Here is a 14457-nt window from a genome sequence, read left to right as displayed (position 1 = left end):
CAGACCTCCGTTCCGGGGGAGGGAAAACCGTCACCCGCGCCGGACGAGGAACGGGTCCAGCAGTCCGGGCACGGCGTCGTGCGCCAGCGCGACGGCCTCCGCGGCGGGCAGGTCCGTGCACGTGTAGTGCTGATGTCCCGCGGCGGTGGTCGCGGTGAGCGACACGAGACCCGCCCGGCGCTGGAAGAACGACCGATGCACCACCCAGCCGATCACGCCGTCGGACGAGAGCAGGTACCGCCGTCGCAGCAGGCTGCCGTGCCGGAACACCAGCCGCCGCCCGAGCAGCACGTGCCCGAGGTTGCGGTAGCGGTCCTCGGCCAGCAGCGCGCCCGCGGGGAACAGCACGAGCGCCACCTGCCACGGCCAGTCCGGCCAGCGCGCAAACGCGTGCAGCAGCAGGAACACGCCCGTGACGACGACCGCGAAGAGGAACGCCCGCGTGTAGCGGCGGCGGTGCGCGCTGGGGCCGTGGCGAACCAGCTCGTGCCGCGCCGGTTCGGAATCGCCGATCACCTCGCCCGCCACGCGGCGGGCCTCGGTCAGCGGCGCGGGCGGCAGCAGGATCGTGCCGCCGTGCTCCGAGCCCCGCCCGACGCGCAGCCCGGTGGTGATCGCCATGCAGCGCGCGCCGCGCACCGCCCGCAGCAGCAGGGGTTCGCTGATCTCCGCGCCCCGCAGGCGCCGTAGTTCGATGGTGGTGGACCGGCTCGTCAGCAGGCCGCGCGTGACGTGCAGGGTGCCGCCGGTGCGCACGAGCCGGAAGTTCCAGAACGCCAGCACGTAGGCCAGCGCGGACAACACCGCGACGAGCACCACCACGAACGCCGTGATCTCCACGACCGCCACCGCGACCGGCACGGACGTGAGCTGCCCGATGACCGACCGCAGCAGGCCCCAGTCGTCGGGGTCCACGCGGGTCTCGTTGAACAGGTTGGCGAGCGAGCCGACCACGACGCCGATCGTCGCGATGCCCGACAGCGTGAACGGGCCGTACCGCACCCAGCGCGGGGACAGCCGCGCCAGCACCGTGCCCGCGGGCTCGGCCTGCTCGACGCTTTCCGTGCGGTGCAACAGTTCCTCGCGCAACCGGGCGGCTGCGGGGGCGGCGAGCGCGTCCAGGGTGACGCCCTCGTCGTGCCGGTCGGAGCGGCCGGTGCCGATCACCACCCGACTCAGCCCGAGGATGCGCTGCAGGGGGTGCGCGGTGAGGTCCACCGAGCGGATCCGGTCCCGCGGCACGGACAGCTCACGGCGGTTCAGCAGCCCGCGGCGGACGCGCACGTGCGTCGGCGTGAGCTGGTACGTCGTGGTGAACCAGCGCAACAGCCCGCCCCCGACGGCAACCCCCAGTCCGACGAGGCTCCACACGTGCCCCTGCCCGTGGCTGCCGATGAACAGCACGCCGATCAGCACCGGCAGGAACCGGATCACCTCCTGCACCGGGTGCACGGCGAGCATCTTCGCGCTCAGCCGGTGCCACGGCAGCGGCTCGGTCACGTCGCGTCCCCCGCGGTGGCCTGCGTGCGGGCGGCCAGCTCGGCGGCCAGGCGCTGCGCGGTGTCGAGGTCGAGCCCGTGGATGTGCACCGGACCGCGGGCCGACGCCGTGGTGACGGTGAGGTTCGCCAGTCGGAAGAGCCGTTCGAGCGGGCCGCGCTCGGTGTCGACCGTCTGGATGCGGGAGACCGGGGCGATGCGCCGCTCCTGGTTGAACCAGCCGGACTGCGTGTAGACGACCTGCTCGCTCACCTCCCACCGGTGCACGCGGTAGCGCCACTGCGGCATCACGACCAGGTGCGCGAGGGCGAGCACGGCGACCACCACCAACGTGATCGTCGCGGCGGTGCCACCGGCGAAGACGAGCCACAGCAGCACCCCGACGAGTGGGGCGACCCAGCCCAGCGCCGCCCGCGTGGTCCAGAACCCCACCGCACGCCGGTCCACGAGGTTGGCCGGAGGCCGCAGATCCAGCACTGGTTCGCTCACGCCACCACTGTGCCAGTTATGCGGTGGACGAGCGGTCCTGCACGCCGAGGCGGAGGTGTTCGATGTGGTACACGGCCTCGTCGAGCAGCTGGGCCACGTGGTTGTCGTACAGGCTGTACACGATGCTGCGGCCGGTGCGCTGCCCGGCGACGAGCCCGAGGTTGCGCAGCAGGCGCAGCTGGTGGGACACCGCGGACTGCTCCATCTCCACGGCCTCCGCGAGCTCGCCGACCGAGCACGGGCCCTGCCGCAGCCGGGTGAGCATCAGCAGGCGGCTGGGCGTCGCGAGGGCCTGGAGGGTGGCGGCGACGGTCGCCGCGGCGGCCGCGTCCAGCGACGCCGCCGGCGCGTGCCTGCCTTCGACTCCGTGCCCCACCCGGCAATCCTAGCAAGAGAACACATGTAGACGTCTTCATATGTTCCTGTAGGGTGAAGGCATGATTTCCGAGGTGCGATGGGCCGTCGTGGCCACGGTGTGCTTCCTCGCCGGGCTCGGCGTGGACCTGCTCGGCGGCCCGGCCTGGCCGCTCTACCTGGCCTGTTACCTCGCGGGCGGCTGGGCGCCGCTGCTCGACGGGCTGCGGGCGCTGCGCGAGAAGACCCTCGACGTCGACCTGCTGATGGTCGTCGCGGCGATCGGGGCGGCCGCGATCGGGCAGGTCTTCGACGGCGGGCTGCTGATCGTCATCTTCGCGACCTCCGGTGCGCTGGAAGCGGTCGCGACGCGCCGCACCGCGAACTCCGTGCGGGACCTGGTTTCCGGCGACGAGCTCGCGAGCAGCGCCGAGGTCGGTGACGTCCTGCTCGTCCGGCCCGGCGAACGCATCGGCGCGGACGGTGAGGTCGTCGAGGGGACGAGCGAGGTCGATCAGGCTTCGATCACCGGGGAACCGTTGCCGGTGCCCAAAACCGCCGGGGACGAGGTGTTCGCCGGCACCCTCAACGGCACCGGCGCGTTGCGGGTCCGCGTCACGCGGGCGGCGCAGGACACGGTGATCGCGCGGATCGTCTCGATGGTCGAGGAGGCGTCCGCGACCAAGGCGAGGACGCAGCTGTTCATCGAGAAGGTCGAGCAGTGGTACTCGGTGGGCGTCGTGGCCGCCACGCTCGCGTTGTTCTTCGTGCCACTGGCCTTCGGCGCCGCGCTGCAGCCGACCCTGTTGCGCGCCATGACGTTCATGATCGTCGCCTCGCCGTGTGCCGTCGTGCTCGCGACCATGCCGCCGCTGCTGTCCGCGATCGCCAACGCCGGGCGGCACGGCGTGCTCGTCAAGTCGGCCGTGGTGATGGAACGGCTCGGCACGGCCACGCGCGTCGCGTTCGACAAGACCGGCACGCTCACCGAAGGCGCGCCGCGGGTGGTCGAGGCCGACGACGAAGTGCTGCGGCTGGCCGCCGCCGCCGAGTACGGCAGCGAGCACCCGCTCGGCCGCGCGATCGTGGCCGCCGCCCGCGAACGCGGCCTGGAAGTGCCTGCCGCACAAGGGTTCGCCGCGATTCCGGGCGTGGGCGTGCGCGCGGAGGTCGAGGGCAGGCAGGTGCGCGTCGGCCGTGGTCCCACGGTCTACGTCGACGACGTCGAGGTCGGCCGGATCGTCCTCACCGACCGGCTGCGGGAGGACGCGCCCGCCGCCGTCGCCGCGCTCGCGGAGTTCGAGCCCGTGCTGCTGACCGGCGACGGCGAGGAGGCGGCGCACAAGATCGCCGCCGAGGTCGGGATCGCGGACGTGCGCGCCGAGTTGTTCCCGCAGGACAAGGTGACCGCGGTGCGGGAGCTGGGCGAGCGCGTGCTGCTCGTCGGCGACGGGATCAATGACGCGCCCGCGCTCGCGGCCGCGCACGTCGGGGTCGCGGTCGGGCGGGTGGACCTGGCGCTGGAGACCGCCGACGCCGTCGTGGTGCGTGACGAGCTGACCGCCATCCCCGCGGTGATCCGGCTGGCGCGGCGGGCGCGGCGGATGGTGTCGGCCAACCTGGTCCTCGCGGCGGCGTGCATCGCCGGGCTGGTGCTGTGGGACCTGCTCGGCGACCTGCCGCTGCCGCTGGGCGTGGCCGGGCACGAGGGTTCCACCGCGCTGGTGGCCCTCAACGGGCTGCGGTTGTTGCGGAAGTCGGCGTGGAGGTGATCAGCTGGACCGCATGGCAGGGCACATGACGCCGGAGGAGTTCCGGCAGTACGGCAGGCAGGTGGTCGACCGGATCGCCGACTACCTGGCTGGTGTCGAGCAGTACCCGGTCCGCTCGGCGGTCCGGCCCGGCGACGTGCGTGCGCAGCTGCCCGCCTCGCCGCCGGAACGGGGCGAGCCGTACGACGACGTGCTCGCCGACCTCGACCGCGTCCTGCTGCCGGGCGTCACGCACTGGCAGCACCCGAACTTCTTCGCCTACTTCCCGTCGAACACCAGCGGCCCCAGCATCCTCGGCGACCTGCTCTCGGCGGGTCTCGGCGTGCAGGGCATGGTCTGGGCGACGAGCCCGGCCGCCACGGAGCTGGAGACCGTCGTGGTCGACTGGCTCGCCGAACTGCTCGACCTGCCGGCGCATTTCCGCACCGACTCGCGCGGCGGTGGCGTCATCCAGGACTCGGCGTCGAGCGCGGCACTCGTCGCGGTGCTCGCGGCGCTGCACCGGGCCAGCGGCGGAAAGGTCGGCGCGGACGGCATCACCGGCCGCTACACCATGTACGTCTCCTCACAGACGCATTCCTCCCTGGAGAAGGCCGGGCGCATCGCCGGGCTCGGCGCGGCCAACGTCCGCAGCGTCGACGTGGACCCCGAGACGCTGGAGATGAACCCCGCGCACCTGCGGGCGCTCATCGAGCAGGACGTCGCCGCCGGTGCCACGCCCGCCCTCGTCTGCGCCACGATCGGCACCACCTCCACCACCGCCGTCGACCCGGTGCGCGCGATCGGGGAAATCTGCCGGGAGCACGGGATCTGGCTGCACGTCGACGCGGCGTACGCGGGTGTCGCCGCCGTGTGCCCGGAGCTGCGGTGGATCAACGACGGCGTCGCCGAGTACGCGGACTCCTACGCGACCAACCCGCACAAGTGGCTGCTGACCAACTTCGACTGCGGCGTGCTGTGGGTCGCCGACCGGCGGCCGCTCATCGACGCGCTGTCGATCCTGCCCGAGTACCTGCGCAACCCCGCCAGCGAGTCCGGCCAGGTGATCGACTACCGCGACTGGCAGGTGCCGCTGGGCCGCCGGTTCCGCGCGCTCAAGCTGTGGTCGGTGATCCGCTGGTACGGCGCCGAAGGGCTGCGCGAGCACATTCGCACGGGCGTCGCGCTGGCGCAGGAGCTCGCGGCCCTCGTCGCCGCCGACCCGGACTTCGAGCTGCGCCAGCACCACCCCTTCGGGCTGGTCTGCTTCCGTCCACTGAGGACGGACGCGCTGGAGCTGATGGAGCGCGTCAACTCGTCCGGGCAGCTGTACCTGACGCACACCAAGATCGGCGACGAGGTCTGGCTGCGCATGGCGATCGGTTCGCCCGCCACGACCTCCGCGCACGTGGCGACCGCGTGGGAAACCCTCCAGACGGCGGGAAAGCGGATCAGCCCAGGTAGGCGCTGAGCGTCAGCTCCAGCGTGCCGGGCAGGTCCTGCTCGGCCAGCCCGCCCCACAGCCACAGCTCCGCCAGCCCGTGCAGCGCGGCCCACAGCGACGCGGCGAGCGCGCGGGAGTCGGCACCGGGGCGCCAGCCGTCGGCCTGCGCGGCGGCGACCAGGCCGGTGAACCGCACGAACACCTCCTGGTCGAGCTCGCTCACGTCGATCAGGTCGTGCCGGAACATCAGCTCGAACATCGCCGGGTTCCGCCTCGCGAACTCCAGGTACGCCCGGCACGCGGCGCGCAGCCGGTCACGCGCCGACGAGTCGGGCAGGTCGGCCTCGCCCAGCTCGGCGAACCCCTCCTGCGCCACCGCGGAAAGCAGCTCGGCCCGGCCGGCGAAGTGCCGCAGTGGTGCGCCGTGCGAGACACCGGCCTCGCGTGCGATGCGCCGCAACGTGACCGCCTCCACGCCTTCGTCGGCGAGGAGCGTCACGGCGCTGGAGATCAGGCGCCGCCGGGGAGCGCTGTCCACGGATTGAGTTCTTCGGCGAGGACAGGCAGCAGCTCGGGCCGTTTCGGCGTGAACCCGTCGCCGGGCGAGCGCCCGACGACCCAGTTGCGCGTGCGGCTCACGGCGACCGGCAGCACCTCCCGCCACAGCCACTGCGCGTGCGCCCGCAGGCCGGGTTGCAGCGGCTCACCGGGCAGCGGCGCGAGCCACGCCGGGTCGCACGGCACGTCGAGGTTGGTGAGCAGGCGCGCGGCGAGCCGCCGGTGGCCCGGCTCGGACAGGTGGAGCCGGTCGGGACCGAAGTAGCGCAGGTCGTGCACGTCTTCGTCGGACAGGTCGACCAGCAGCGCGCCGTACCGGTCGGCGGACTCACGGATGGCCTCGTTCAGCGCGTCGATGCGGCCGCGGACGCGCAGGACGCCCGGCATACGGCTGGAGACGTCGGGAAGGGTGAACACCGCGACGGTAGGCACGGCGCCGGTCAGGATCCGCACGGCGGCCGCGACCCGCTTGGCGACGACCTCGGGCCGGAAGTGCCGGGTCATCACGTCGTTGGCGCCGCCGAACAGCGCCACGAGGTCGGGGCGCAGGTCCAGCGCGGTGGGGATCTGCTCGACGATGATCTGGTCGAGCCGCCTGCCGCGGACGCCGAGGTTGGCGTACCGGAACTGGGGGCCCGCCGCGGCGAGGGTCGCCGCGGACAGGTCCGCCCAGCCCCGGTACTGCTTGCCACCGGGGTACAGGTCGTGCAACCCCTCGGTGCAGCTGTCGCCGAGGGCGACGAATCGTTCGTAGTGCATTCAGGTCTCCGTCATGAGTTGTTCACCCAAGAGACCTGGTATATCAAGATCAGTAGACAGTGTCTACCGGAGCTACTTCCAGTCCACCTGTGGTGACCGGTAGAAGTCGATGCCCTCGGCGTCCCACCGCGGGCCCTGGTCGGCCAGCCGCTCGCGGTAGGAGTTCCAGTCGTGCGTCGACCGCGGCGACCACCCGATCTCGGCGATCCCGGCCAGGCGCGGGAACGCCAGGTACTCGATCTCGTCGCTGTTGTGGATGGTCTCCGACCACAGCGGCGCCTCGACACCGGCGATCTGGCTGTCCTGCGTCACCCCGGCCAGCGTGGTGGCCGGGTCCCAGTCGTAGGCGTCCTTGACCTCGACGTAGCCGGCCCAGTGCAGGCCGAGCGGGCTGTCCGGCGTGTACTGCTGGTCGATGTACGCCTTGTTCGCCGGCGACATGAGGATCTTGTTGCCGCGCGCCGCGGCGGCCGCGGTGGCGTCGTCCACGCCGTCGGTGTCCCAGAACTGCGGAACCGCGGTGACCGGCAGTGCGGTGGCCTTCGCGATCTCGTTCCAGCCTTCGGCGAACTTGCCGTGCTTGGCGACGATCGGCAGCACCTTGTTCTCGAACGTCTGGTAGTCCGCGGGGCTCGTCGAGTGCGCCTCGTCGCCGCCGATGTGGATGTACTTGCCCGGGGTCATCGCCGCGAGCTCGCCGATCACGTCGTCGAGGAACTTGTAGGTGATGTCCTTGTTGACGCACAGCGAGCTGAAGCCCACGTCGATGCCGGTGTACAGCGGCGGCGCGACGCCGTCGCAGTTCAGCTCCGCGTACGAGGCCAGCGCGGCGTTCGTGTGGCTCGGCATGTCGATCTCGGGCACGATCGTGATGTGCCGCGAGGCGGCGTACGCGACGATGTCCTTGTACTGGGCCTGCGTGTAGTAGCCGCCCGGGTCGCCGTCCACCGCGGTGCTGCCGCCGTACTTCGCGAGGTTCGGCCAGCTCTTGATCTCGATGCGCCACCCCTGGTCGTCGGCCAGGTGCAGGTGCAGCGTGTTGATCTTGTACTGAGCGATCTGGTCGATGTACAGCTTCACCTGGTCGGGGTTGAAGAAGTGCCGGGCCACGTCGAGCATCGCGCCGCGCTCGGCGAACCGCGGGTAGTCGGTGATGCTGCCGCCCGGCACCACCCACCTGGTGTGCTGGACGGTCTTCGCCTCGATCGAGGCGGGCAGCAGCTGGCGCAGCGTCTGCACGCCGGCGAACAGCCCGTCGGAGGTGTTGGCGCGGATGGTGACGCCGCGCTGGGTGACGTCGAGCTGGTAGCCCTGGTCGCCGACCTTCGCGGTCTTCGTGACGTCGAGCTCGATCTTCGGCGTCACCGCGAACGGGACCACGGGCAGCAGGTAGCCGGTGGACGGCCGCAGCACGCCGCGCAGGTAGTCGGCGACCTGCCGGGCGTCGCGGTCGGCGACGATGACCGTCGCCGGGGTGAGCCGGAAGTCGGCTCGGGGATCGGACTTGGCCTGGACGGGGACGGGAACGACGTCGGTCAGCTGCTTGGTGCTCTGCTCGGCCATCGCGGGCTGGGCGAAGGCGGTGAGCGTCAGCAGGGCCGCGCCGAACAGACTTGCCAGGGACACGCGTCTACGCATCGGGCACTCCGGCTGTCGGGGAGTTGGATCCCAAAGGTATAGACCACTTCGGGCCCGGGTGCAATGGTGGTACGGGACCGGTTCGGTGGGGGTTCCCCCGATCAGCCCAGTACTAAAGGAGGATCGCGCGCAGGGCGTCGAGCACCGACGGGTCCTCGATGGTGGACGGCACCGGCTCGTCGCGGCCCTCGGCGATCCCGCGCATCGTCTTGCGCAGGATCTTGCCCGACCGCGTCTTGGGCAGTGCGTCCACAATGGACACCTGACGGAACGCGGCCACCGGCCCGATGTCCCGGCGCACCGCCGCCACCAGCTCCTCGCGCAACGTGTCCTCGTCGACCTCCACACCCGCCTTGAGCACCACGAACCCGCGCGGCAGCTGACCCTTCAGCTCGTCGCGCACGCCGATCACCGCGCACTCGGCCACCGCCGGGTGCGCCGCGAGGACCGCCTCCATCGAACCGGTGGACAGCCGGTGCCCGGCCACGTTGATCACGTCGTCCGTGCGGCCCATGACGAACAGGTAGCCGTCCTCGTCGCGGTACCCGGAGTCGCCGGTGAGGTAGTAGCCCTCGTAACGCGACAGGTACGCCTCGACGTAACGCTCGTCGTCGCCCCACAGGGTCGGCAGGCAGCCCGGCGGCAGCGGCAGCTTGATCGCGATCGCGCCCTCCCGGCCCGCGGGCAGCGGTTCGCCGGACTGGCCGAGGATCCGCACGTCGTAGCCCGGCATCGGCACGGTCGCCGACCCCGGCTTGACCGGCAGCGGTTCGAGCCCGCGCGGGTTGGCCGCGATCGGCCAGCCCGTCTCGGTCTGCCACCAGTGGTCGATCACCGGCACGCCGAGCTTCTCCCGCGCCCAATGCAGGGTTTCCGGGTCCAGCCGCTCCCCGGCCAGGAACAGCGTCTCGAAGTCCGCGAGGTCGTACGCCTGGAGTTCGCGCGCGTCCGGGTCGACGCGCTTGATCGCCCGCAACGCGGTCGGCGCGGTGAACAGCGCTTTCACCCGGTGCTCGGCGATGACGCGCCAGAACGCGCCCGCGTCCGGGGTGCCGACGGGTTTGCCCTCGTAGAGCAGGGTCGTGGCCCCGATGAGCAGCGGCGCGTACACGATGTAGGAGTGGCCGACGACCCAGCCGACGTCGGAGGCCGTCCACCACACGTCGCCGGGCCGGATGTCGTATACCGCGCCCATGGTCCAGGCCAGTGCCACCGCGTGCCCGCCCGCGTCGCGGACCACGCCCTTCGGCTTACCCGTGGTGCCCGAGGTGTAGAGGATGTACAGCGGGTCGGTCGCCGCGACGGGCACCGGGTCCACGGGCTGCGCGTCCAGGTCGCGCCAGTCGACGTCCCGCGGCCCCAGCTCGGCGGTGCACGCGTCGCGCTGCAGGACCACGACCTTGTCCGGCTGGTGCGCCGTCGTCGCGAGCGCCTCGTCGATGATCGGCTTGTACTCGACCACGCGGGTGGGTTCGACGCCGCACGACGCGGCGACGATGACCTTCGGCTTCGCGTCCTCGATCCGCGCCGCCAGCTCCTTGGGCGCGAAGCCGCCGAAGACGACCGAGTGCACCGCGCCGATCCGCGCGCACGCGAGCATCGCGACGACGGCCTCGGGCACCATCGGCAGGTAGATGATGACGCGGTCACCCTTCTCGACACCGAGCGAACGCAACGCGCCCGCGAAGCGCGCGACCTCGTCCCGCAGCTGCGAGTACGTGTACGTCCGCTTCGCCGACGTGACGGGCGAGTCCCAGATCAACGCGGTCTGCTCGCCGCGCCCGCCCTCGACGTGCCTGTCCAGCGCGTTGTACGCCGTGTTGAGCTCGCCGCCGGGGAACCAGCGGAAGAGCGGGGCCTTCGTGGAGTCGAGCGCGCGGTCCGGCTCGCGCGTCCAGTCGATCGCCTTCGCCGCGCCCAGCCAGAACCCCTCCGGGTCGGTCAGGCTGCGCTGGTACTCCTCGGCGTACGTGCCCACGGGACGGACCTCCTCGTCGTCGCGCTCTGCCCACATGTCATCACCCGCAACGGGAAGCGGCAACCCGCCGGGCGGGCCACGCGTCCAACGGGCTAATAGGGTGGGCCACGAGGAAACACCCGAGCAGGAGGGACCGGCGTTGAACGCTTTCGCCAGCTGGTTGCTGTCCCTCGCGCACTCCCTGTTCAACCCGGGGTTCTGCCCCGGTGACTGGGTGTGGGCGACCAGCGCCGCCGGCGCGCTCATCGCGTTGTTCCCCATCGCGGGCGCGGTGGCCGTCGCGATGATGCGCAAGTTCACCGGCAACAGGTACGACGCGGTCACGATCGGTGTCATCGCGGCCGTGGGGCTGCTGGCCGTGTTCCTGCTGCCGTGGCTGCTGGCCAACGGGGTGTCGAGCACGTTCCGGGCGGCGTTCGCGGGGCAGGGCTCGGGGCTGTCGGGCGCGGAGCTGTCGACGTTCGGGCGGGACTACTGCTCGTTCATCGGCAAGCAGAGCGACTACCTCGGCGGCGGCCAGAACGTGTTCGAGACGCTGTTCTACCCGTCGGGCAGCAAGCTCGCGTACGGCTACTACCTGGGTGCGCTCGTCGGCCTGCCGGTGGCGTCGTTGTTCTTCGTGATCCTGCAGGCGCGTACGGCGATGCGGCGCGGCCAGAAGTGGCCGGGTCGGCTGCTGTGGGTGCCGTTCGTGTTGTTCGTGGTGTTCGGTTCGACGGTCGAGGCCAACACGGCCGTGCACCTGTGGCTGGGCTTCCTGCCGGTGACGGTGCTGGGGCTGATCCCGGTCGCGCTCGTGGGCCCGCCGCCGTGGTCGGTGATCAACCGGCCGCAGCAGGAGCGCAAGCCCGAGCCACCGCCGCCGCCTCCGCCGAGGCCGGAGCCCAGGCCGGAACCGAAGCCCGAGCCGCGTCCGGCGCCTCCGCCGTACAAGCCGACGGCTGTTGCTCCGGCGCCGCAGCTCGCGGCCACGCCGGGCCCGATGCCGGTGCCGCCGGGGTCGAAGTCCAACGGCGGTGAGCGGTACCGGCGGATCCGGCAGCTGGGGCACGGCGGGTTCGGCACGGTGTGGCAGGCGGTGGACAACCAGCTGGGCCGCACGGTGGCGCTGAAGATCGCGCACGCGCCGGACCGGGACACCGAGGAGCGGATGCGGCGGGAGGCCCGCGCGCTGGCGATGGTGAACCACCCGAACTGCGTGAAGGTGTACGACCTGGTCGAGGAGCCGGACGGGCTCGCGCTGGTCATGGAGTACCTGGAGGGTCAGGCGCTGGCCACGGCGGTGGACACGATGGGCCCGCTGGACGACATCGCCGCGGGCCGCCTGTGGGCCACGGTGGCGGGCGCGCTGCAGGCGGCGCACGAGAAGGGTGTGCTGCACCGGGACATCAAGCCGTCCAACGTGATCCTCGACCCGAGCGGCCTGCCGCACCTGATCGACTTCGGCATCGCGCGGAGCAGGGGCGACTCGACGATGACGGCGACGGGCATGATGATCGGCACCCCGGACTTCGTGGCGCCGGAACAGGCGGCCGGCGCGGCCGCCTCCCCGGCCTCGGACGCATGGCAACTCGCGGCGACGGTCAGTTACGCACTGTCGGGCTACCCGCCGCGGGGCACGCGCGAGAGCCCAATGGCGGCGCTGATGGCGGCGGCCCGCGCGGAACCGGCCAGTCGATTGCCGCAGCGGTCGGCGCACGCCCGGTTGTTGATCGCGTCGCTGGACAACGAACCTCGCCGTCGGCCGACGTTGAACGTCGTGCGCCGCGAGGTGGAGGGCTGGCTGGCCCGAGCGGGGAAGTCGCCGGACGGCCCGGTGACGAGGATCGTGCCGAGGACAGGGCAGCAGCCCTCGGGGACGCGGGTCATGCCGCCGCAGTAGGCGGGCTTTGAACAAAACCCCAGAGTTGGGTGATCATCCCGTCGCCTGACAGCGGACCATCACTTTGAGCCAGGCCCGCAACCTTTTTCGAGACCGCAGCTGGTCATGCCAAGCTTGCGGGCCTGGCTCAAAGTGATATGCACAAACCGCAGGCGACGGGATGATCACTCAACTCGACCACCCACTCGAGGTGAGATCCCTTGGGGCCCCATCATCCTGGAGCCTGCCCGCCGGCGAGGCATTCTTTTTCTCTTTGGACCCAGCGTGGTCGCCCGCTGTGGGCCGGGCGTGGCCGCCCTCCAATGCCCGGCCACCCCCGCCCCTTCCCCTTGATCGTTTAGCGGTTGGCTCACCGCGTCAAGGGCGCCTTCGGCGTCGCTTCGCGATCGCTGCGCGACCCTTGACACGGCGAGCCAACCGCTAATGAGGCTGGGGATCGGGGACGGGGGAGGTCCGGGCGTGTGCCGGGCTAGGTTTCGTCGCCGGGTCACTGCGGCGAAGGTGACCGGGGCGAAGGTGGGTGACTACCGCCAGCTGGGTAGCCATAGTTCTGCTTGCCAGTGGGCGCCTGAAATGCTGTCGCCGTTCAGGATTGGCCATAGCCAGGCGAAGTTGGCTACCACTAGTCCTACGTAGAGTGCGACTACCAGTAGTCCTGTTCCCCTGCGCTCGAATCCTCGCTTGGCGCTGCCCAGGATCTGCCCCAGTGCGAGCGTGAGGCCCAGTGCCAGGAACGGGGCCATGGGGGTGGCGTAGAAGAAGTACATCTGCCGGTCGATGTTGGTGAACCACGGGAGATAACCCGCGAAGTAGCCGACCAGCACGGCGGCGTACCGCCAGTCGAAGCGGAACAGCCAGCGCCACAGACCCCAGCCCAGCATCGGGAACGCCAGCCACCACGTCGCGGGGGTGCCGATCAGCATCCCTGCCTGGACGCAGTCCGCGCTGCCGCACGTGCTGGTGCCCGACTCGTAGTAGTACAGCATCGGCCGCAGGCCCATCGGCCAGGTCCACGGCTTCGACTCCCACGGGTGCGGATCGTCCTTGGGCGTCAACAGGGTCTCGTGGAAGTGCAGCACGTTCATCGAGTAGTCACCGAGCGACCGCAAACCCGCCGGGACCCAGCCCCAGAAACCCGGCGCGATGCCCTTGATCTCCGTGTAGTGCCGGTCGGTCGCCGACTCGCTCGCGAACCACGCCCACCAGCTCGCCAGGTACAGCAGCACCGGCACCAGCACCAGCGCCCACAGCGCGGGCAGCACGTCCCGCCTCAGCGTCCCCAGCCACGGCCGCGGCACGCCCGCCGCCCGCCGTGCGGCGACGTCGAAGCCCACGACCAGCAGGCCGAAGAACGCCATGTAGTACAGGCCCGACCACTTCACGGCGAAGGTCAGCCCGACGCAGACACCCGCCGCGAAGCGCCACCAGCGGAAGCCCAGCCGCGGGCCCCACGGCGACTCGTCCGCCCAGCCCTCGCGCACGGCCACCGCCAGCCGCTGCCGCACCTGGTCCCGGTCCACCAGGATGCAGGCGAACGCCGCGAACGAGAACAGCGCGATGAAGATGTCCAGCATCCCGATCCGCGACTGCGTGAACAGCACCCCGTCGCAGACCACGAGGATGCCCGCGATCCCGCCGAGCAACGTGGACCGCGTCAGGCGCCGGGCCGCGCGCACCACCAGCACCACGATGAGCGTGCCCGCCACGGCCGAGCTGAACCGCCAGCCCCAGCCGTTGTAGCCGAGCATCCACTCGCCGAGCGAGATGATCTCCTTGGCCAGCGGCGGGTGCACGATGACCTCGTAGCCGGCGTTGTCCTCGAACCAGCCGTTGCGCAGCATCTGCCACGCCTGCACCGCGTAGTACTTCTCGTCGAAGATCGGGGTGCCCTTGTCGGTGGGGAACCCCAGGTTCTGGAACCGGGTGATCGCCGCGAGCGCGCCCAGCACGAGCGTGACGATCCAGCCGCGCAGCCGGTCGGCGGGCATCGGCCTGCCCAGCAGCGTCGCCTCGCGGTCGTGCGGCGGGCGCAGTGCCTCCACCGGATCCGGGCGGGTCAGCAGTGCGGTCACGCGCTGATCCTAGGGGTGCCCGGGTGAGTCCGG

At 71.4% G+C, this 14457-nt stretch carries 11 protein-coding genes; 3 read left to right on the top strand and 8 right to left on the bottom strand.

Translation table 11 applies throughout. The features are described from left to right. Positions 1-30: 30 nt before the first annotated feature. Genes FHX82_RS08890 through FHX82_RS08880 form a run of 3 tightly spaced genes read right to left on the bottom strand, consistent with a single transcriptional unit; the run spans position 31 to position 2364 of the window. Positions 31-1500 carry a PH domain-containing protein gene (locus FHX82_RS08890; protein ID WP_222425993.1) on the bottom strand — a complete coding sequence of 490 codons (1470 nt, stop codon included), beginning with the start codon at positions 1498-1500 and terminating at the stop codon, positions 31-33. Then, on the bottom strand, positions 1497-1988 hold the full coding sequence (locus FHX82_RS08885; protein ID WP_229880451.1) for a PH domain-containing protein: 492 nt from the start codon (positions 1986-1988) through the stop codon (positions 1497-1499). Before FHX82_RS08885 ends, FHX82_RS08890 begins: the two co-directional genes overlap by 4 nt. Positions 1989-2004: 16 nt before the next feature. Beyond that, positions 2005-2364 carry an ArsR/SmtB family transcription factor gene (locus tag FHX82_RS08880; protein WP_145938087.1) on the bottom strand — a complete coding sequence of 120 codons (360 nt, stop codon included), beginning with the start codon at positions 2362-2364 and terminating at the stop codon, positions 2005-2007. A 61-nt stretch (positions 2365-2425) separates the two neighbouring features. Here FHX82_RS08880 and cadA point away from each other — a divergent pair, with 61 nt between their 5' ends. After that, the gene (gene cadA, locus FHX82_RS08875; protein WP_145938088.1) at positions 2426-4114 is read left to right on the top strand and encodes a cadmium family heavy metal-translocating P-type ATPase; all 1689 of its coding nucleotides are present in this window, start codon (positions 2426-2428) and stop codon (positions 4112-4114) included. 25 nt (positions 4115-4139) lie between these two features. After that, a complete protein-coding gene (locus FHX82_RS08870; protein WP_145938113.1) occupies positions 4140-5564 on the top strand; it encodes a pyridoxal-dependent decarboxylase in 1425 nt (474 codons plus the stop codon). On the opposite strand, the gene FHX82_RS08865 is transcribed toward FHX82_RS08870, so the two are convergent. The 4 genes from FHX82_RS08865 to FHX82_RS08850 all read right to left on the bottom strand — a co-directional run bounded on the left by FHX82_RS08865 (position 5545) and on the right by FHX82_RS08850 (position 10506). Continuing rightward, positions 5545-6075, bottom strand: coding sequence for a TetR/AcrR family transcriptional regulator (locus FHX82_RS08865; protein WP_145938089.1), 531 nt, complete (start codon positions 6073-6075; stop codon positions 5545-5547). The two genes, FHX82_RS08870 and FHX82_RS08865, sit on opposite strands and share 20 nt — an antisense overlap. Further along, positions 6048-6854: an SGNH/GDSL hydrolase family protein gene (locus tag FHX82_RS08860; RefSeq protein WP_145938090.1), complete on the bottom strand. Its 807-nt coding sequence runs from the start codon at positions 6852-6854 to the stop codon at positions 6048-6050. The genes FHX82_RS08865 and FHX82_RS08860 overlap by 28 nt, the downstream gene beginning before the upstream one ends. A 72-nt stretch (positions 6855-6926) precedes the next feature. Beyond that, complete coding sequence (locus FHX82_RS08855; RefSeq protein WP_145938091.1) at positions 6927-8492, bottom strand: beta-N-acetylhexosaminidase; 1566 nt, start codon at positions 8490-8492, stop codon at positions 6927-6929. A gap of 112 nt (positions 8493-8604) precedes the next feature. Next, entirely contained in the window at positions 8605-10506 is a 1902-nt protein-coding gene (locus FHX82_RS08850; protein WP_183176525.1) for a propionyl-CoA synthetase, read from the bottom strand. Positions 10507-10609: 103 nt separating this feature from the next. Between FHX82_RS08850 and FHX82_RS08845 the strand changes: the two genes are divergently transcribed. Then, on the top strand, positions 10610-12352 hold the full coding sequence (locus FHX82_RS08845; RefSeq protein ID WP_145938092.1) for a serine/threonine-protein kinase: 1743 nt from the start codon (positions 10610-10612) through the stop codon (positions 12350-12352). Positions 12353-12876: 524 nt separating this feature from the next. Here the strand turns inward: FHX82_RS08845 and FHX82_RS08840 are convergent. Beyond that, positions 12877-14424: a dolichyl-phosphate-mannose--protein mannosyltransferase gene (locus FHX82_RS08840; RefSeq protein WP_145938093.1), complete on the bottom strand. Its 1548-nt coding sequence runs from the start codon at positions 14422-14424 to the stop codon at positions 12877-12879. Between the last annotated feature and the right edge of the window lie 33 nt (positions 14425-14457).

Source organism: Amycolatopsis bartoniae (genome assembly GCF_014191255.1).
GTDB lineage: Bacteria > Actinomycetota > Actinomycetes > Mycobacteriales > Pseudonocardiaceae > Amycolatopsis_E > Amycolatopsis_E bartoniae.
The sequence above is the reverse complement of the archived record's forward strand: the minus strand, read 5'-3'. Positions and strand labels throughout refer to the sequence as shown.